The sequence below is a fragment of the Mycobacterium sp. SMC-18 genome (assembly GCF_045310895.1).
GTDB lineage: Bacteria > Actinomycetota > Actinomycetes > Mycobacteriales > Mycobacteriaceae > Mycobacterium.
On the sequence record NZ_JBJIAL010000006.1, the window covers coordinates 107,341 to 126,377 of the forward strand.

Annotated in this window: 20 protein-coding genes; 17 read left to right on the forward strand and 3 right to left on the reverse strand. The window is 68.2% G+C overall.

Annotated elements, in window-relative coordinates; genetic code table 11:
* Positions 1-24: 24 nt before the first annotated feature.
* From ACJH6J_RS07585 to regX, 7 genes are all read left to right on the forward strand, one after another.
* Complete coding sequence (locus tag ACJH6J_RS07585; RefSeq protein WP_212814600.1) at positions 25-1,971, forward strand: GMC family oxidoreductase; 1,947 nt, start codon at positions 25-27, stop codon at positions 1,969-1,971.
* Positions 1,972-2,134: 163 nt separating this feature from the next.
* Positions 2,135-3,421 carry a D-inositol-3-phosphate glycosyltransferase gene (gene mshA / locus ACJH6J_RS07590; protein ID WP_318986615.1) on the forward strand — a complete coding sequence of 429 codons (1,287 nt, stop codon included), beginning with the start codon at positions 2,135-2,137 and terminating at the stop codon, positions 3,419-3,421.
* A complete protein-coding gene (locus ACJH6J_RS07595) occupies positions 3,418-3,924 on the forward strand; it encodes a YbjN domain-containing protein (protein WP_318986614.1) in 507 nt (168 codons plus the stop codon). Before mshA ends, ACJH6J_RS07595 begins: the two co-directional genes overlap by 4 nt.
* Before the next feature lie 152 nt (positions 3,925-4,076).
* Positions 4,077-4,931 (forward strand): DUF559 domain-containing protein, encoded by an 855-nt coding sequence (locus tag ACJH6J_RS07600; protein WP_212807063.1) that lies wholly within the window; start codon positions 4,077-4,079, stop codon positions 4,929-4,931.
* A 119-nt stretch (positions 4,932-5,050) separates the two neighbouring features.
* Entirely contained in the window at positions 5,051-5,803 is a 753-nt protein-coding gene (locus tag ACJH6J_RS07605) for a phosphoglyceromutase (protein WP_346415937.1), read from the forward strand.
* 123 nt (positions 5,804-5,926) lie between these two features.
* Positions 5,927-7,144, forward strand: coding sequence for a cell wall metabolism sensor histidine kinase WalK (locus tag ACJH6J_RS07610; protein ID WP_212807064.1), 1,218 nt, complete (start codon positions 5,927-5,929; stop codon positions 7,142-7,144).
* Complete coding sequence (regX, locus tag ACJH6J_RS07615) at positions 7,141-7,827, forward strand: response regulator transcription factor (RefSeq protein ID WP_212814598.1); 687 nt, start codon at positions 7,141-7,143, stop codon at positions 7,825-7,827. Before ACJH6J_RS07610 ends, regX begins: the two co-directional genes overlap by 4 nt.
* Before the next feature lie 22 nt (positions 7,828-7,849).
* Here the strand turns inward: regX and ACJH6J_RS07620 are convergent, their stop codons facing one another.
* The gene (locus tag ACJH6J_RS07620) at positions 7,850-8,668 is read right to left on the reverse strand and encodes a hypothetical protein (protein WP_406803772.1); all 819 of its coding nucleotides are present in this window, start codon (positions 8,666-8,668) and stop codon (positions 7,850-7,852) included.
* A 25-nt stretch (positions 8,669-8,693) separates the two neighbouring features.
* On the opposite strand from ACJH6J_RS07620, the gene ACJH6J_RS07625 reads away from it, so the two are divergent.
* The 8 genes from ACJH6J_RS07625 to ACJH6J_RS07660 all read left to right on the forward strand — a co-directional run bounded on the left by ACJH6J_RS07625 (position 8,694) and on the right by ACJH6J_RS07660 (position 15,531).
* Positions 8,694-9,680: a Ppx/GppA phosphatase family protein gene (locus ACJH6J_RS07625; RefSeq protein ID WP_064858693.1), complete on the forward strand. Its 987-nt coding sequence runs from the start codon at positions 8,694-8,696 to the stop codon at positions 9,678-9,680.
* On the forward strand, positions 9,677-10,837 hold the full coding sequence (locus ACJH6J_RS07630) for an FUSC family protein (RefSeq protein ID WP_406803773.1): 1,161 nt from the start codon (positions 9,677-9,679) through the stop codon (positions 10,835-10,837). Before ACJH6J_RS07625 ends, ACJH6J_RS07630 begins: the two co-directional genes overlap by 4 nt.
* 11 nt (positions 10,838-10,848) lie before the next feature.
* The gene (locus ACJH6J_RS07635; protein WP_406803774.1) at positions 10,849-11,694 is read left to right on the forward strand and encodes a sugar phosphate isomerase/epimerase family protein; all 846 of its coding nucleotides are present in this window, start codon (positions 10,849-10,851) and stop codon (positions 11,692-11,694) included.
* A gap of 29 nt (positions 11,695-11,723) precedes the next feature.
* Complete coding sequence (gene proC, locus ACJH6J_RS07640; RefSeq protein WP_406801564.1) at positions 11,724-12,587, forward strand: pyrroline-5-carboxylate reductase; 864 nt, start codon at positions 11,724-11,726, stop codon at positions 12,585-12,587.
* A gap of 139 nt (positions 12,588-12,726) precedes the next feature.
* Complete coding sequence (locus ACJH6J_RS07645) at positions 12,727-12,951, forward strand: cell division/environmental response transcriptional regulator (protein WP_029105159.1); 225 nt, start codon at positions 12,727-12,729, stop codon at positions 12,949-12,951.
* A gap of 228 nt (positions 12,952-13,179) precedes the next feature.
* Positions 13,180-13,281: a 30S ribosomal protein bS22 gene (locus ACJH6J_RS07650; RefSeq protein ID WP_003402602.1), complete on the forward strand. Its 102-nt coding sequence runs from the start codon at positions 13,180-13,182 to the stop codon at positions 13,279-13,281.
* A gap of 39 nt (positions 13,282-13,320) precedes the next feature.
* A complete protein-coding gene (locus tag ACJH6J_RS07655; protein WP_212807059.1) occupies positions 13,321-14,439 on the forward strand; it encodes an SDR family oxidoreductase in 1,119 nt (372 codons plus the stop codon).
* Positions 14,440-14,454: 15 nt separating this feature from the next.
* Positions 14,455-15,531, forward strand: a complete 1,077-nt coding sequence (locus tag ACJH6J_RS07660) for a lysophospholipid acyltransferase family protein (RefSeq protein WP_406774324.1) — start codon at positions 14,455-14,457, stop codon at positions 15,529-15,531.
* A gap of 143 nt (positions 15,532-15,674) precedes the next feature.
* Here the strand turns inward: ACJH6J_RS07660 and ACJH6J_RS07665 are convergent, their stop codons facing one another.
* Together ACJH6J_RS07665 and ACJH6J_RS07670 are read right to left on the reverse strand one after the other, a co-directional pair.
* Positions 15,675-16,205 carry a MaoC family dehydratase N-terminal domain-containing protein gene (locus ACJH6J_RS07665; protein WP_212807058.1) on the reverse strand — a complete coding sequence of 177 codons (531 nt, stop codon included), beginning with the start codon at positions 16,203-16,205 and terminating at the stop codon, positions 15,675-15,677.
* A 71-nt stretch (positions 16,206-16,276) separates the two neighbouring features.
* Positions 16,277-17,185: an HAD family phosphatase gene (locus tag ACJH6J_RS07670; RefSeq protein ID WP_212807057.1), complete on the reverse strand. Its 909-nt coding sequence runs from the start codon at positions 17,183-17,185 to the stop codon at positions 16,277-16,279.
* 33 nt (positions 17,186-17,218) lie between these two features.
* Between ACJH6J_RS07670 and ACJH6J_RS07675 the strand changes: the two genes are divergently transcribed.
* Both ACJH6J_RS07675 and ACJH6J_RS07680 read left to right on the forward strand, forming a co-directional pair.
* The gene (locus ACJH6J_RS07675) at positions 17,219-17,488 is read left to right on the forward strand and encodes a glutaredoxin family protein (RefSeq protein WP_036420486.1); all 270 of its coding nucleotides are present in this window, start codon (positions 17,219-17,221) and stop codon (positions 17,486-17,488) included.
* Between the two features lie 176 nt (positions 17,489-17,664).
* A complete protein-coding gene (locus ACJH6J_RS07680) occupies positions 17,665-19,035 on the forward strand; it encodes a glutamyl-tRNA reductase (protein ID WP_406803775.1) in 1,371 nt (456 codons plus the stop codon).
* The last annotated feature ends 2 nt before the right edge of the window (positions 19,036-19,037 follow it).

A 19,037-nucleotide genomic window follows, 5' to 3' on the forward strand; every position in this document is an offset into this window, starting at 1 on the left:
CAACAACTTTCGAAAGCAACTCCCATGGCCAACGCATTCACCACCAAACAGCGCGCGACCCTGAAGTCCATCGTCGACACCTACGTCGCCGCGGTGCGGCGCGACGACGACCCCACCGGATTCTTCGCCACCAAAGGCAGTGACCTGGGCACCGACGCCGTGCTCGAGCAGTACCTGATCGCCAAGCTGCCCGCCGAGAAGTTCGCCGGCCTGCAGCAGCTGCTGGACACCGCCGAGCTGGTCGGCCTCAACAACCAGCCGCTGAATGTGCGCGAGGTCATCGTCGGCAACCTGTCGCGCATCTCGCCCGAGACCACCGCGGCCATGACGGCCCTGTACACGCTGTCGGTGCTGTTCTCCTACAGCCTGCCCGGCGGCGAGAACGGAAACCCGTTGTGGGCGGGCATGGGGTACCCCGGCCCCGCGCAACAGCCGCCGCAGACGCCGAAGACGCTGTCGGTCATCACCCCGTCCGCGGATACGACGCTCGACGCGGACGTCGTCATCGTCGGATCCGGGTCGGGTGGCGGCGTTGCCGCTGCGGTGTTGGCCGCAGCGGGCAAGCGCGTCATCGTCCTGGAAGCCGGCGGCTACCGCAACGAATCGGACTTCGTGCAGCTCGAGCCCGTCGCCTATCACAACCTGTTCCTGCGCGGCGGCTTCTTCCCGAGCGCCGACGGCATGGTCTCGATCGCCGCCGGGTCGACGGTCGGTGGCGGCAGCACCGTCAACTGGTCCAACTCGCTGCTGACGCCGGCCACCGTCCGCAAGACGTGGGCCGAGGAGTACGGGCTGACGGATGTCACCGGCCCGTCGTTCGACGAGCACCTGGCCGCGGTGTTCGAGCGTATCGGCTGCTGCGACAAGGTCGCCGTCCAGAACGAACCGCACCAACGCCTGTCGGAAGGCGCTGCGGCACTGGACTATTCGTACGGCGTCGCGCAGCTCAACATCGACCCGGAACGCTTCGACCCGGCGCTGGTCGGCTACAGCGGCATGGGTGACCAGACAGGCGCCAAGCAGGGCACCATGAAGACGTTCCTGCAGGACGCCTCCGACGCCGGCGCCCAGTTGCTGCCCGACACCCGGGCCCACCGGATCGTCACGCGCGACGGAGTGGCCGCGGGTGTCGAGGCGACGTACACCGACCCGGTCACCGGCACCGCGCACCGCGTGCTGATCAACGCCCCGCAGGTCGTCGCGGCCGCGGGCAGCCTGGAGACCCCGGCGCTGCTGTTGCGTTCGGGCATCGGCGGCCCCGCGGTCGGCACCGGCCTGCGGTTGCACCCGGCAACCCTGGTCAGCGGCATCTACGACGACCGCCAGGAGCCGTGGTCGGGCCCCGCCATGGCCGGCGTGATGAACGAATTCGCCGAAGTCCACGACGGGCACGGCTACCTCATCGAGTGCGTGCAGCACCTGCCCGGGCTGTTCACCGCCACCGTCCCGTGGCTGTCCGGCGCACAGCACAAGGAACTCGCCCGGCAGTACCAGAACCGCGCCGACTGGGTCGTCCTGGTCAAGGACCGCGGCAACGGCAGCGTCACCATCGACGCCGACGGGGAGGCGGTGCACTGGTACCCGTTCACCGACGAGCTCGACCGCCGCCATTTCCGGGAGGGCATCGAGACGTCCATCCGGATGCACGCGGCCGCGGGCGCGCAGCAGATTTACGCGGCGGGCCAGCCGTTCGCGCCGTGGCAGCGCGGCGAGGACCTGGAGGCGTTCATCGCGAAGGTCAACGAGCTGCCGATCGGCCCCGGCGGCACCCCGGTGTTCAGCGCCCACCAGATGAGCAGCGCGCGGATGGGTGCCGACCCGCAGACCTCGGTCGCCAAGCCGTCCGGCGAGCTGCACGACACCCCCGGCGTGTGGATCGCCGACGCCAGCGCCATGCCGACCTGTTCCGGCGTGAACCCCATGATCACCGTCATGGCCGTCGCCCGCCGCACCGCCACCAACATGCTCTAGGTGCCCACCGTCCCGGCCTGGGGTACTTCCCGCGAGCGGCCGTGTCTGCACGCCGACACTCCGTGTCAGGCGTGCATTCCACGGCCGCTCGCGGGCGTCGAGCGTCCCCAAAATGCCCAGCTCGGACCACCGGACGGCGGGCGCCCGAAGCGACGGTGTAAGGATGGAGGGCGTGCGTGTCGCCGTCCTGTCGGTCCATACCTCGCCGCTGGCCCAACCGGGCACCGGCGATGCCGGCGGCATGAACGTCTACGTCCTGCAAAGCGCCCTCGAGTTGGCGCGCCGCGGCGTCGAGGTGGAAATCTTCACCCGCGCCACGTCGTCGACCGACGCCCCGGTCGTCCGGGTGGCCCCCGGCGTCCTGGTGCGCAACATCGTCGCCGGCCCGTTCGAAGGCCTGGACAAGTACGACCTGCCGACGCAGCTGTGCGCTTTCACGGCGGGTGTGCTGCGCGTCGAGGCCAACCATGAGCCGGGCTACTACGACATCGTGCATTCGCACTACTGGCTGTCGGGGCAGGTGGGCTGGCTGGCCTCGGACCGCTGGGCCGTGCCCTTGGTGCACACCGCGCACACGTGGGCCGCGGTGAAGAACCTGTCGCTGGCGGAAGGCGATACCCCGGAGCCGGCGCTGCGCGCGGTCGGTGAGCAGCAGGTGGTCGACGCCGCCGACCGGCTCATCGTCAACACCGAAGACGAAGCGCAGCAACTGGTTTCGCTGCACCACGCGGACCCGGCCCGCATCGACGTGGCCTATCCGGGTGTCGACCTGACGACCTTCACGCCCGGCGACAAGGCCGAAGCCCGTGCGGCACTGGGGCTTTCGCCCCACGAACAGGTGGTCGCCTTCGTCGGCCGCATCCAGCCGCTGAAGGCGCCCGACGTGCTGTTGCGCGCGGCGGCCAAGCTGCCCGACGTGCGCGTCGTGGTCGCCGGCGGTCCGTCGGGCAGTGGCCTGGCCGTACCCGACGGCCTGGTTTCCCTCGCCGACGAGCTGGGTATCACCGACCGTGTGACATTCCTGCCGCCGCAGTCCCGTGACCAGCTGGTCAATGTCTACCGTGCCGCGGATCTCGTTGCGGTGCCGAGCTATTCGGAGTCGTTCGGCCTCGTCGCGGTCGAGGCGCAGGCCTGCGGGACGCCAGTGGTGGCCGCCGCTGTCGGCGGGCTACCTGTCGCGGTGCGCGACGGCGTGAGCGGCGTGCTGGTGCAAGGCCACGATCCGGTCGACTGGGCCAACGCCATCGGGCGGACGCTGGAAATGGGTCCGGAATCCCTGCGCGACGGCGCTTTACAGCACGCTGCGACGTTCTCGTGGGCCCACACCGTGGACGCGCTGCTGGCCGGTTACACGCGGGCCATCGCCGACTACCGCGGCCGTCGCCCCCGGCGTGATTCGGCGGCCCGCCGCAGCCGCCGGTTCCTGATTCGTCGGGGCGTGCGCGCATGACGACTGCCGCCACCGTCACCCAGTTGATCGAAGAGACCCTGCGCGCACACGAACTCGACTTCTCCCACCACGACGGGGGAGTGCACGGCCGGCCCGGCATCGTCGTGGCGCTGCCCGGTGAGCGCCGGCTGACCACCAACACGCTGCTCAGCGTGGGCGAGCACGGCGTGCGCCTGGAGGCATTCGTCTGCCGCAAGCCCGACGAGAACTTCGAGGGCGTCTACAAGTACCTGCTGCGCCGCAATCGGCGGCTGTACGGCATGGCCTACACGCTGGACAACATCGGCGACATCTATTTGGTGGGCCGGATGGCGCTGCATGCGGTGACCCCAGACGAGATCGACCGGCTGATGGGCCAGGTCATCGAGGCCGTCGACTTCGACTTCAACACCCTGCTCGAGCTGGGGTTCCGCTCGTCGATCGAGAAAGAGTGGAAGTGGCGGCTGTCCCGCGGGGAGTCGCTGAAGAACCTCAAGGCGTTCGAGCACCTGCGGCCGGAGTAGGGGTTCAGCGCCGAAAGCGGGCGAAATGACCGCACGATCGGCGATTTAGCAGTCATTTTGCCCACTTTCGGTGCGATTTGGGTAGCACTGGCCTGTGGATAACCCTCGGTTTCGTGGCCTGGCTTGTCGGTGGTCGCGCCAACGCTCGAATCATGACCGAACCATTTTTAGGCCGTGCGGCGGTCCGGGCGGGTGAGCTCACCAAGCATCAACTGCTCACTCGGAACCGTGCGATCTTCCGTAACGTCTACGTGCCCAATGACGTCGCGGTGACCGCGGAGCTCAAGGCTCGCGCGGCCTGGCTGTTCGCTGGGCCCGACGCGGTGTTGGCAGGGGTGTCGGCAGCGGCGGTCCACGGCACCAAATGGCTGGATGTCGATGCGCCGGCCGTCATTGTGCGTCAGGAGAAACACGGCCCGCCCGGGCTGACGATTCACTCGTACCAGTTGGCCTCGGACGACATCTGCATCAGGCGCGGCATGCGCGTCACCACGCCGGCTCGGACGGCGTTCGACATCGGCAGGCTGTTGCCCGAGGCCCGCTCTGTGCCGATTCTGGATGCGCTGCTGAACGCGACCAAGCTGGACATCATCGAGGTAGAGAGGCTCGCGCTCAACCGAACGGGTATGCGCGGCATCCGTCAGCTGACGAAGGCGCTGAATCTGACTGACGGCGGAGCTGAGTCGCCTCAGGAAACCCGGCTGCGGTTAGCGCTGATCGCGGGTGGCTTACCGGCGCCCGAAACGCAGATCGAGTTCTTCGATGAGTACGGCGCCGCGCACATCCGCGTGGACATGGGCTGGCGGCAGTGGAAGGTGATTGTCGAGTACGACGGTGTTCAGCACTGGGCCGATGCGCGCCAGCGGGCCTGGGATATCGAGCGCATCGCGATTCTGGAGTCACTGGGCTGGACGGTGATCAGGGTCAGTGCCGTGATGTTGCGGCGGCCGGACGCCGTAGTCGCCCGTGTCAGAACTCGGCTCCGGGCGGCGGGTTGCGCGATCTGAGCTGTCCGTGCCACCGAAGGTGGGCGAAATGGCCGCAGTACCGCCGATTTGTCGGTCACATCGCCCACTCTCGGCGGTGGGCTAGCCAGAGCGCCCCCCAAAAAACCGCACGTGAGAAGATGCAGGCCATGCCGACCTTGATCCTGCTGCGTCACGGCGAGAGCCAGTGGAACGAGAAGAACCTGTTCACCGGTTGGGTCGACGTCGACCTCACCGACAAGGGCCGGGCCGAGGCCGTCCGAGGCGGAAAGCTGCTGGTCGAGCAGGGTGTGCTGCCGGACGTGCTGTACACGTCGCTGCTGCGCCGCGCGATCACCACCGCCAACCTGGCTTTGGACGCCGCCGACCGGCACTGGATTCCCGTGCACCGCGACTGGCGCCTCAACGAGCGGCACTACGGCGCGCTGCAGGGCCTCGACAAGGCCGAGACGCTGGCCAAGTACGGCCAGGACCAGTTCATGTCGTGGCGCCGCAGCTACGACACCCCGCCGCCCCCGATCGAGAAGGGCAGCACCTACAGCCAGGACGGCGACCCGCGGTACGCCGGCATCGACGCGCCGCTGACCGAATGCCTCGCCGACGTCGTCAAGCGGTTCGTGCCCTACTTCGAGCAGACCATCGCGGCCGACCTCAAGGCCGGCAAGACCGTGCTGATCGCGGCACACGGCAACTCGCTGCGCGCGCTGGTGAAGTACCTGGACGGCATGTCCGACGACGAGATCACCGGCCTGAACATCCCGACGGGCATCCCGCTGCGGTACGAACTGGACGAAAATCTGAAGCCGACGGTGCCCGGTGGCGAATACCTGGACCCCGAGGCAGCCGCCGCGGGAGCCGCCGCGGTCGCCGCGCAGGGCGCCAAACAGCACTGACGCCGCGAACAGCTGGTGAACAGCGGTTAACACCAGTGAAACACCTGGATTTGTACGTGTGACTTGTACCGATCCGGCCGCTCGCTGCTGGGATGGCGTTCATCTGATGCGTACGATTTGCCCGTGAGCTTGTCGTACGCGCTGCCTCTGGTGGCCGCCACGGCGCTGCTCGCGTTGGCCCTGGGCATCGCGATCGGCATGCGGTGGGTGCCGCGGCTGAACGAGCGCCGCGAGCGCCGCGCCGCCGAGCAGTCCGGCCTCACGGTGTCCGAGATGTTCGCGCACATCGTGTCCATGTCCCCACTGGGCATGGCGGTCGTCGACACCTACCGCGACGTCGTCTACACCAACGGCCTGGCCAAGGACCTCGGTCTGGTGCGGGACCGGCTGCTGGACGACCGGGCGTGGGAGGCCGCGCAGCGGACCCTCGCCACCGGCGAGGACGTCGAGTTCGACCTGTCGCCGGCCAAACGGGCCAACCCCGGCCGGTCCCGGCTGGCAGTGCGGGGTCTGGCGCGGCAGCTGACGGAAGAGGACGGCCGCTTCGCGGTGGTCTACGTCAACGATCAGTCCGAACAGGCCCGCATGGAGGCCAGTCGCCGCGACTTCGTCGCCAATGTCAGTCATGAGCTCAAGACGCCGGTCGGTGCCATGGGCCTGCTGGCCGAGGCGCTGCTGGCGTCGTCGGAGGACCAGGACATGGTCAACCGGTTCGCCGAGAAGATCGTCACCGAGTCCAACCGGCTGGCCAACATGGTCGGTGAACTGATCGAGCTGTCCCGCTTGCAGGGCGCCGAGCCGCTGCCGCACCTCGACGCGGTCGACGTGGATTCCGTTGTCGCCGAGGTGGTTTCCCGGCACAAGGTGGCCGCCGACAACGCCGATATCGCGATCACCACCGACGCGCCCCGCGGTTACCAGGTGCTGGGTAGTGAGACGCTGCTGGCGACGGCGCTCGCGAATCTGGTGTCCAACGCAATCTCGTACTCGCCCAAGGGTTCCCAGGTATCGATCAGCCGGCGCCGCTACGGCGACAATGTCGAGATCGCGGTGACCGACCGTGGCATCGGTATCGAAAAGGCTGACCAGGAACGGGTTTTCGAACGATTCTTCCGCGTCGACAAGGCGCGGTCCCGGGCCACCGGCGGCACCGGGCTGGGGTTGGCCATCGTCAAACACGTTGCGGCCAACCACAACGGAACCATCCGGCTGTGGAGTCAGCCGGGAACCGGGTCGACGTTCACGTTGTCGATTCCGGCCTATCTCGACTCGGACGACGTGGATGTCGACGAGGGAGACGACCACTCATTGCCATCACAAGGAGGGCGACCGAACCAATGACCAGTGTGCTGATCGTGGAGGACGAGGAGTCCCTGGCCGATCCCTTGGCGTTCCTGTTGCGCAAGGAAGGTTTCGAGGCCACCGTCGTGACCGATGGTCCGTCGGCGTTGGCCGAGTTCGACCGGGCCGGGGCCGACATCGTGCTCCTGGACCTGATGCTGCCCGGTATGAGCGGCACCGACGTCTGTAAGCAGCTGCGCTCGCGGTCCGGCGTGCCGGTCATCATGGTGACCGCGCGGGACAGTGAGATCGACAAGGTCGTCGGCCTGGAACTCGGCGCCGACGACTACGTCACCAAGCCGTACTCGGCCCGCGAGCTCATCGCCCGCATCCGCGCCGTGCTGCGCCGCGGTGGTGAGTCCGACGACACCGTCGGCGCCGACGGCGTGCTGGAGGCCGGGCCGGTCCGCATGGACGTCGAGCGGCACATCGTGTCCGTCAACGGCGACGCCATCACGCTGCCGCTCAAGGAGTTCGACCTGCTCGAGTACCTGATGCGCAACAGCGGGCGGGTGCTGACGCGCGGCCAGTTGATCGACCGGGTCTGGGGCGCCGACTACGTCGGCGACACCAAGACCCTCGACGTCCACGTGAAGCGGCTGCGGTCCAAGATCGAGGCCGACCCGGCCAACCCGGTGCACCTCGTCACCGTCCGCGGGTTGGGTTACAAGCTGGAGGGCTAGCTCCCCGCGCCAGTCCTCGCGGTTACTTCTCTGCCGCCGCAGTGGCCGGGTGCACGGCGATGAGCCCCAGCCCGGCCCGGCGCTTGCACAGCGCGGCCAGCTCGGCGTACACCTTCGCGCCGAGCAGTTCGGTCAGTTCGGGCCCGTAGGACTCCCACACGGGCCGGGCGCCGACGTGCGCGGCCGGGTCGCCGGTGCAGTACCAGACCAGGTCGTGGCCGCCCTCGCCCCAGCCGCGCCGGTCGTATTCGGTGACGACGGTCCGCAGGATCTCGGTGCCGTCCGGCCGCGTCACCCAGTCCTGCGTGCGGCGGATCGGCAGCTGCCAGCAGACCTCGGGCTTCATGGTCAGCGGCTCGACGCCGAGCTTGAGGGCCTTGCTGTGCAGGGCGCAGCCGATGCCGCCGGCGAAACCCGGCCGGTTCAGGAAGATGCACGCGCCCTTGTACTTGCGGGTCCGCAGGTTGGGCTTGTCGTCGTATTCGTCCATCTCGAGGTAGCCCTTGCGGCCCAGGCCCTTCTCCCGGAACTGCCAGTCCTCGTCGGTCAGCAGCTTGACCGACTCCTCGAGCTGCGCGACGTCGTCGTCATCGGCCATGAAGGCGCCGTGGCTGCAGCAGCCGTCGTCGGGCCGGCCCTCGACGGTGCCCTGGCACGCCGGCGTCCCGAAGACGCAGGTCCAATTCGACAGCAGCCACGTCATGTCCGCGGCGATCAGATGCTCCGGATTGTCGGGGTCGAAGAACTCCACCCACTCGCGGGCAAAGTCCAGTCCCACCTCGTGGGAACCAGGCTTCGAAGGCTCGCCGGGACTGATCTGCGATGCGGTCACAGCACGCAACCGTAGACCCGTTACCGTGGTTTCCGTGCGATTGGGCGTCCTCGACGTGGGCAGTAACACCGTTCATCTATTGGTGGTCGACGCGCGCCGTGGCGGGCACCCGACCCCGATGAGTTCGACCAAGGCCTCACTGCGCCTTGCCGAGGCGATCGATGACACCGGCAAATTGACCCGCAAGGGCGCCGACAGCCTCGTCGCGACCGTCGACGAGTTCGCCAAGATCGCCACCAGCTCGGGGTGTGCGGAGTTTATGGCGTTCGCCACATCTGCGGTCCGGGATGCGACCAACTCCGAGGCGGTGCTGGCGCGGGTGCGGGCCGAGACCGGCGTCCAGCTGCAGGTCCTGTCCGGGGTCGACGAATCGCGGCTCACCTTCCTGGCGGTGCGCCGCTGGTACGGCTGGAGCGCGGGCCGCATCATCAACCTCGACATCGGTGGCGGCTCGCTGGAGCTGTCGGGCGGCATCGACGAAGAACCCGATGTCGCACTGTCGATGCCGCTGGGTGCGGGCCGTTTGACACGCGAATGGCTGCAGGAGGATCCGCCCGGCCGCCGGCGCGTGGCGGTGCTGCGCGACTGGCTGGACAACGAGATCTCCGCCTCGGCCGCCAAGGTGCTCGCGGCCGGTACCCCGGAGCTCGCGGTCGCTACGTCGAAGACCTTCCGGTCGCTGGCCCGGCTCACCGGTGCGGCGCCGTCGGGCGCCGGACCGCGCGTGAAGCGCACATTGACCGCCGCCGGCCTCAGACAGCTCATATCTTTCATCTCTAGGATGACCACGGCCGACAGAGCCGAGTTGGAAGGGGTGAGTGCCGACCGCGCGCCACAGATCGTGGCCGGTGCGTTGGTGGCCGAGGCGACCATGCGAGCGCTGTCGCTCGACGCGGTGGACATCTGCCCGTGGGCGTTGCGGGAGGGTGTCATTCTGCGGAAACTCGACAGCGAAGCCGATGGAACCGACTTGGTGGAAACGTTCGCGGGATTGGCTCCCGCCAAAGGCGAGACACGATGACAGATTCAGACGACTTCTCGGCGACGCGACCGATCTCGGTCGCCGAGCTGCTGGCCAAGAACGGCACCATCGGTGCGCCGCCCGTCGGTGGCCGCCGGCGCCGCCGGCGCGGGAACAGCGACGCGGTGACCGTCGCCGAACTGACCGGCGAAATCCCGATCATCCGGCCGGAGACGGTGCACGCAGAGCCGGCTGAGGCCCCGGCGGAGCCGGCGCCCGAGCCCGAGTCCGTGGCGGAGCCGGTCGCCGAGCCGGAGCCGGAAGCCCCTGTCGAGGAGGCGGCTGTCGCCGTCGAGGACGAGACCCCGTCCGCGGCCGACGAGATGGAGCCCGACGACACCGGCGCCCACTACGTCGTCGACGACGAGATGCTGCACACCGACATCGTCGAGCCCGCGCCCGCCGATGCCGCGGTCGACGACTACGAGGACCACCTGCGCCGTCGCGACGCCGAGGCCGACCCGCTGGAGTTCGTGGCGCCGTCGCGCAAGCCCGCCTTCCGCTGGTCGTTCAAGCCGGTCCGCGGCGCCGAGGAGATGAGCCCCGACCCGGTCGACGAGGACGTGCCGGCCGACGCGGACATCGACGACGATCTGCTCTCGCTCACCGACGCCGAACCCGTCGCCAAGCTCGACACCGGCGCCGTGCCCGTCGTCGACGACACCGTGGCGACCGAGGCCGCTCCCGAGCCGCCGCGTCAGCCGTCACGCAATGGCCGCAGCGAGCGCTACGACGCGCTGTTCGGTGGCTTCGCCGCCGACGCGGACACCCGTCGGGAAGAGCTGGTCGCCGACCACGACGTCCACGACGTCCACGACGAGGATGTCGACCACGAAGCCATCGACCGCGAAGCCGACCACGACGAAGCCGACCACGAGGACGACGAGAAGTCCGGGTCCGGCCTCAAGCGCGGCGCCTGGGTCGTCGGGCAGAGCCTGCTGGCCGTCGCGTTCGGCGCCGGCATGTTCTTCGCCTTCGACCAGCTGTGGCGCTGGAACCAGATCGTGGCGCTGATGCTGTCGATGCTGGTGATCCTCGGCCTGGTCGCCGGCATCCGGGTGATCCGGAAGGATCACGACCTGGCCAGTACGCTGATCGCGATTCTGGTCGGCGGTCTGGTCACGTTCGGACCCTTGGCACTGCTCTACTCAGCCTGAACCGGAGGCCTGTGCGTCCCGCCATGAAGGTAGGTCTGTCCACCGCGTCGGTCTATCCCTTGCGGACCGAGGCTGCCTTCGAGTACGCCGCCCGCCTCGGCTACGACGGTGTCGAGCTGATGGTGTGGGCCGAGCCGGTGAGCCAGGACATCGACGCGATCGAGCGGATGTCGCAACGGTGGGGCGTCCCCGTGCTCAGTGTCCACGCGCCATGCCTGCTGATCTCGCAGCGCGTGTGGGGCTCCAATCCGATCCCGAAGCTGGAACGCAGCGTGCGGGCCGCCGAGCAGCTGGGTGCGCAGACGGTCGTCGTGCATCCGCCGTTCCGGTGGCAGCGCCGCTATGCCGAAGGCTTCTCCGATCAGGTCGCCGAGCTCGAGGCATCGAGCGACGTGCTGGTTGCCGTCGAGAACATGTTCCCGTTCCGCACCGACCGGTTCTTCGGCACCGGCCAGCCGTCGATCGAGCGGATGCGTAAGCGTGGCGGGAACCCGGGACCGGGGATCTCGGCGTTCGCGCCGTCCTACGACCCGCTGGACGGCAATCACGCCCACTACACGCTGGACCTGTCGCATTCGGCGACGGCCGGCACCGATGCCGTCGACATGGCGCGGCGCATGGGCAAGGGGCTGGTGCACCTGCATCTGTGTGACGGCAACGGCGCGTCCACCGACGAACATCTCGTGCCCGGGCGCGGCAGCCAGCCGACGGTGCAGATCTGCCAGATGCTGGCCGCCGGGGAGTTCGCCGGACACGTGATCCTGGAGGTCACCACATCGGCGGCACGCAACAACGCCGAGCGTGAGGCGCTGCTCGTCGAGTCGCTCGAATTCGCGCGGCGGCACCTGCTGCGCTGACCCCGCACCGTCCTGGCATGCTGTCTCCCGTGGCGAGAATTGCGATCATCGGTGGCGGAAATATCGGCGAAGCCCTGCTGGCGGGGCTGTTGCAGTCCGGGCGACAGGTCAAGGATCTGGTGGTCGCCGAGGCCAATCCGGCGCGCGCCGCGCAGCTCGCCGAGACGTACTCCGTCCGGGTCACCGATGTCGCGGACGCTGTCGAGAACGCGGCCTACGTGATCGTGGCGGTCAAGCCCGACGCCGTCGAGGGCGTCGTCGAGACGCTGGCCGACGCTGCCGCGGACGCCGACAGCAGCAGCGTCGAGCAGGTCGTGGTGTCGGTGGCCGCGGGCGTCCCCACGGCCTTCTACGAGGCCAAGCTGCCGGCCGGCTCGCCGGTGGTGCGGGTCATGCCGAATACGCCCATGCTGGTCGGTGCGGGCATCACCGCGCTGTCACGGGGCCGGTACGCGACCGACGCGCAACTGGCCGAGGTGTCGGAGATCTTCTCGGCCGTCGGCGCGGTGCTGACGGTGCCCGAGAAGCAGATGGACGCGGTCACCGCGGTGTCCGGTTCGGGCCCTGCGTACTTCTTCCTGATGGTCGAGGCGGTCGTCGACGCGGGTGTCGCGGCAGGCCTCCCACGGCCCGTGGCAACCGAGCTGGCGGCCCAGACGATGGCCGGTGCGGCGGCCATGTTGCTCGATCGCATGACCCAATCCGGGTCTGGTTCCACGGTCGGTCCGCTGGACACCAGCGCCGCGGCATTGCGGGCTTCGGTGACCTCTCCGGGGGGCACTACCGCCGCTGGTCTGCGGGAACTCGAACGTGGTGGGCTGCGGTCTGCTGTCGCAAATGCCGTCGAAGCCGCAAAAACACGGTCTGAGCAGCTAAGAATTACATCTGAGTAGTTCTAAGATTTCAGATTGATTACCCCACACCCGTCGCAATAACCACATTGGCCACGCTATTCTCCTTCTCGTAAGCACGCGTTGGTGCCAGCGGAGGGGAAGCCGCTGGAGCTGGCCGTGCCTGATTGATTGGGTTGCGATGACGTCTATGAACGGGCCATCGGCGCGTGACGGTGGCGATCAGCCACGAACGCAGTTCCTGACTGTTGCCGAGGTTGCGAGCCTTATGCGGGTCAGCAAGATGACGGTATACCGGCTGGTGCACAACGGGGAGTTGCCCGCGGTGCGTGTCGGCCGCTCATTTCGGGTGCACGCCAAGGCCGTGCACGACCTGCTCGAGTCGTCGTACCACGACGCGGGTTAGTCTCCGCGGGCTCGGCTGAGTGCTGCGCACCTCAGGTGCGCAGCACCGACTCCGCGACTTCGGCGTGAGCCGTCTGGGCCAGCACGGCCGGGGCGCGCTCAAATCACTGATGAGTGGGCGTATCCAGCAGGCGTTTTCGTGGCGGGAAACCCGGCCGGGTAAAGTGGCGGGGTTGGTTTCACACCGATCTTCACGGATCGACGTCTAGTAGCGGAGACTTCAAAGTCTATGGGTTCAGTCATCAAGAAGCGGCGTAAGCGCATGTCGAAGAAGAAGCACCGCAAGCTGCTTCGTCGCACCCGGGTTCAGCGCAGAAAACTCGGTAAGTAGTTCTCAGCGCTCGTTTGCGTCGCCCACTAGGCTGACCAAATGGATGCCGACGGACGCCCCGGAAGCCGGCCCACAGCGCCGGGCGGAAGCGATTCCGGCCCGGACATCCCCGAGACCCTGCACCACCCCAAGGTGGTGCTGGTCACCGGGGCGTGCCGGTTCCTGGGCGGATATCTGACAGCCAGACTCGCTCAGAACCAGCTCATCGAGCATGTGATCGCGGTCGACGCGATCACGCCGAGCAAGGACATGTTGCGGCGTATGGGCCGCGCGGAGTTCGTCCGCGCGGACATCCGCAACCCGTTCATCGCCAAGGTGATCCGGAACGGCAACGTCGACACCGTCGTCCACGCGGCGGCGGCGTCCTACGTGCCGCAATCCGGTCGTGCCGCGCTCAAAGAGCTCAACGTCATGGGCGCGATGCAGTTGTTCGCGGCCTGTCAGAAGGCACCTTCGGTCCGTCGGGTGATCCTCAAGTCGACATCGGAGATCTACGGGTCCAGCTCGCGTGATCCGGTGATGTTCACCGAGGACAGCAGCGCCCGCCGCCCACCGGGGGAGGGCTTCGCCCGGGACAGCATCGACATCGAGGGCTACGCCCGCGGTCTCGCGCGGCGGCGGCCCGACATCGCGGTGACGATCCTGCGCCTGGCCAACATGATCGGTCCGGCCATGGACACCGCGCTGTCGCGGTACCTGGCAGGTCCCTTGGTGCCGACCGCGTTCGGGCACGACGCCCGGCTGCAACTGCTGCACGAGCAGGACGCCCTCGGGGCGCTGGAACGCGCCACCCTGGTCGGACGGGCCGGCACCTTCAACATCGGGGCGCCGGGCATCATCCTGATGAGCCAGGCCATACGCCGGTCCGGCCGCATCGGTTTGCCGCTCGCCGGCCCCACCATGTGGGTGCTCGACGCGTGGCGACGGGCGACCGCGGGCGTCGAACTGGACCGCGAGCAGTCCGACTACATGCGCTACGGCCGGGTCATGGACACCACACGGATGACGAGGGAACTCGGCTATACCCCAAAGTGGACGACCATGGAGGCTTTTGACGATTACGTTTCAGGCCGCGCGCTGACGCCCATTATCGACCCGGGGTGGGTAGGCTCAGTGGAGCGTCGTGCAGTGGCCGCAGCGCAGCGGTGGGGACGCTGATTTCGCAAGTTTTTGATGGTGGGAGATATTGACGTGGCGGGCGAATCTAAAGCCAAAGTCATTCCGCTCCATTCGAATTCGACACGCGCTGCCGCGCAACGTCGGGCGTCGAAACGGGATGCAACGCTGCGACATCCTTCGCTGTTGACCGACCCCGGGACCCGCGCATCGGCCGAGCAGATTGCTGCCGTGGTCCGTGAGATCGACCAGCACCGGTTTGCCGCGGCCGGCCCTGCCGCCGACGAGGGGCCCAACGAACTGGCCCAACGTATAAGTGCCGCTTCGGATTTCATCCGCAAGCGACTGACCGGCGACTACCGCGTCGACGAATTCGGTTTCGACCAGCATCTCAACAATGCGGTCTTTCTTCCGTTGCTGCGAACACTTTTCAATTCGTGGTTCCGCGTCGAGGTATCCGGCATCGAGAATTTGCCCGATGACGGCGCCGCTTTGGTGGTGGCAAACCATGCGGGCGTATTGCCGTTCGACGGACTGATGACGTCGGTCGCCGTGCACGACAAACACCCGAAGCATCGGGACCTGCGGCTGCTGGCCGCCGACCTCGTCTTCGACCTGCCCGTGGTGGGACAGGCGGCGCGCAAGGCCGGCCACACCATGGCCTGCACCGCCGACGCGCACCGGCTGCTCGAGGCCGGCGAGCTGACCGCCGTGTTCCCCGAGGGGTACAAGGGGCTCGGCAAGCCGTTCAAGGACCGGTACAAGCTGCAGCGGTTCGGCCGCGGCGGCTTCGTCTCGGCGGCGCTGCGCTCGGGTGCGCCCATCGTGCCGTGCTCGATCGTCGGCTCCGAGGAGATCTACCCCAAGATCGGCGACGTGAAGCTGCTCGCCCGCCTGCTCGGGCTGCCGTACTTCCCGCTGACGCCGCTGTTCCCGCTCGCCGGGCCCATCGGCCTGCTGCCGCTGCCGTCGAAGTGGTACATCCAGTTCGGTGAGCCCATCTCGACGGCCGACTACGACGAGTCCGCCGCCGACGACCCGATGATCACCTTCGAGCTGACCGACCAGGTGCGCGCCACCATCCAGCAGACGCTGTACCAGCTGCTGGCCAACCGCCGCGGCACGTTCCTGTAGTTCACCGCGAGCGGCCGTGTTTGTACGCAGACACGCCGCATTGCGCGTGCATTTTGCGGCCGCTCGTCGCGCGCGAGGGACACGCTACTGCCCGGCGTTCACCGCGTGTCGCCGTACAAACACGGCCGCTCGCGGTAAGGGGCTCAACCCTTTTGCGCGGCAACCATTTTCGCGATGGCGGCGTCGCGGGCCGCGGCGATCTGCGCGCTGACCTCGCCGGCTTCGTCGTCGTTCTGGGCCTCACCCAGCATCGTGACGATGCTCGTCATGATCGGCTCACCGGAGTCGTCGGTGACCTCGGCGCGAATCTCGGCGATCACCGTGCCGTGCGACTCGATCACCGAGTCCAGGTACGAGTCGAACCACAGCCGGTCGCCGACCTTGATCGGGCGGTGGAAGATCAGCTTCTGGTCGCGGTGCAGCACGCGCTCCAGGTTGATCGGCACGTCGAACTGGTTGAACAGCTCGAGCTGGACCCGCCGGCCCGCGACGGCGATGAACGTCAGCGACGCGATCAGGGTGTCCGAGCCGCACTCGGCGGCCGCTTCCTCGGAGAAATGGGCCGGGTGATCGTCCTGGACCGCCTGCGCGAATTCCTTGACCTTCTCGCGGCCGACCTCGAAGTAATCCGGGTACCGGAAGTGGGTTCCGATGATGTCGTCCGCAATGCCCATGGCGCGTGAGCCTATCAGCGTTCGAGTGGCTGACCTGCGCGCTGCGCCCGTGGTGCGGCGGCCGCGCGTCCCTAGTTGCCCTTGCGCGACGCCATGGCCGCCAGCGCCCCGCCGACGGCGCCCAGGGCCAGCGCCGAGGGCACGCCGATGCGGGCGGCCTTGCGGGCGGTCCGGAAATCCCGGATTTCCCAGCCCCGTTCGCGCGCGACGTCGCGCAGCGCGGCATCGGGGTTGATCGCGACGGCCGTGCCGACCAGCGAGAGCATCGGCACGTCGTTGAAGCTGTCCGAGTAGGCGGTGCAGCGGCGCAGGTTCAGGCCCTCCCTGATGGCCAGCTGACGGACCGCGTGCGCCTTGCCGACCCCATGCAGGATCTCGCCGACCAGCCGGCCGGTGAAGACGCCGTCGACCGACTCGGCGACGGTGCCCAGCGCCCCGGTCAGCCCCAGCTTGCGGGCGATGGTCTGCGCCAGCTCCATGGGCGTCGCGGTGACCAGCCAGACCTGCTGGCCGGCGTCGAGGTGCATCTGCGCCAGCGCCCGGGTGCCCTGCCAGATCTTGTCGGCGATGATCTCGTCGTAGATCTCGTCGCCGAGCGCTTCCAGTTCCGCCGTCTGCCGGCCCTCGATGAAGGACAGCGCTTTGCGCCGGCCGGCGGCGACGTCGTCGCTGTTCTCCTTGCCGGTGACCTGAAACTTGGCCTGCGCGTAGGCGAAACGGGCCAGGTCCGAGTATTTGAAGTAGTCGCGGGCGGCCAGGCCGCGGGCGAAGTGCACCAGCGACGAGCCGTGCACCAGGGTGTTGTCGACGTCGAAGAACGCCGCCGCGGTGAGATCGGGCGGCGGTGGGAGCACCGGGGCGGCCGGTTCGTCGGCTCCGGAATCACGCTCGGCGGCATCGAGTTCAGCGGCGTCATCAGCTCCGGAGGGCACGGGCGTGCCCGTGGGCTCGTCGGCAGTCACGGGGCTGGATTCGGACACGGTTCAACAGTAGGTCACGCCATACTGTTGCGCGTGGATCGATCAGGGAACAGCCACCGCGTGACGTTGCTCACCCGCGCCGGCTGCAGCATGTGCGAGCGCGCGGCGGCTCAGCTTGTCGAGCTGTCCGACGAGCTCGGATTCGTCCTGACGAGCACGGATGTCGATGTCCTGGCCGCGGCCGGGGACACCGCCCTGCGCGCGGAATTCGGCGATCGGCTGCCCGTGGTGCTCCTCGATGACGTTGAGCACAGCTATTGGGAGGTCGACGAGGAGCAGCTGCGCGCCGACTTGGCAGGTTGACGCGGTGGGCCGACCTCTGGGCCGGCCCGATCGGACCACGCACCCCGGGGTCCGGCGTGCGTATAGCAAATTTGGTCGGCGGGCTGGTGAGCGGCTAGCTTTGAAGGCGTTCCTGCGGCCAGAAGAGGCCCGGGAAACCTTCTTGCCCAACGGAGGTGCTACGAGGTGATGAGGCCGTGAGCGTCCTGCTCTTCGGGGTTTCGCACCGCAGTGCGCCGGTTTCTGTGCTCGAGCAGCTCAGCACCGACGAGGCCGAACAGGCCAAGATCATCGAGCTGCTGCTGCAGTCCTCTCTGGTCACCGAGGCGATGGTGCTCTCCACCTGTAACCGGGTCGAGGTGTACGCCGTCGTCGACGCCTTCCACGGCGGGCTCTCGGTGATCGGTTCGGTGCTCTCCGAGCGGTCCGGTATGTCGCTTCACGACCTCACGAAGTACGCCTACGTGCGCTACGCCGAGGCGGCCGTCGAGCATCTGTTCGCGGTGGCCAGCGGCCTGGACTCGGCCGTCATCGGCGAGGCGCAGGTGCTGGGCCAGGTGCGCCGCGCCTACACCTCCGCAGAGGCGCACCAGACGGTCGGCCGCACCCTGCACGAGCTGTCGCAGCGGGCGCTGTCGGTCGGTAAGCGCGTCCACTCCGAGACGGGGATCGACGCCGCGGGCGCTTCGGTGGTGTCGGTGGCGCTCGACATGGCCAAGAACAAGTTGACGTCGCTGACGGGGCTGACGGCCGCCGTGATCGGCGCCGGCTCCATGGGTGCCCTGGCCGCCGCGCATCTGACGCGCGCCGGGATCGCCCGCGTCGAGGTGGTCAACCGCTCGCTGCCGAGGGCCGAGCGCATGGTCGAGAATCTGAAGGCCCAGGGGGTCGACGCCGCGGCGCACACCCTCGACGATGTCGCCGTCGCGCTGGGCAATGCCGACGTCGTCGTCGCCTTTACCGGCGCGGTACGCCCGGTGGTGTCGTTGGCCGATGCGCACCGCGGACTGATGAACCGTCCCGAACATCGCCAGCTGGTCATCTGCGACCTGGGTATGCCGCGCGACGTCGACGGCGCGATTGCCGGCCTGCCCGGCGTGCACGTGATCGACATGGACCGGATCCAGCGCGAACCGTCGGCCCGGGCCGCGGCCTCGGATGCCGAAGCGGCCCGCTCGATGGTCGCTGCGGAGGTCGCCAGTTACCTGGCCGGGCAGCGGATGGCCGAGGTCACGCCGACTGTCACGGCCTTGCGTCAGCGCGCTGCCGACGTCGTCGAAGCGGAGTTGTTGCGGCTCGACAACCGGGTTCCGACACTCGACGCCGCCCACCGCGATGAGGTCGCCAAGACCGTCCGCCGGGTGGTCGACAAGTTGCTGCACGCGCCGACGGTGCGGGTCAAGCAGTTGGCCAGCGCGCCCGGCGGTGACAGCTACGCCGAGGCGCTGCGCGAGCTGTTCGAGCTGGACCCGCAGGCCATCGACGCGGTGTCCGCCGGCGAATTGCCCTTGGTGGCACCAGATTTGGCGGCAGGCGAGCCGCATTCCCACCACGACAAGGCTGAGTAACC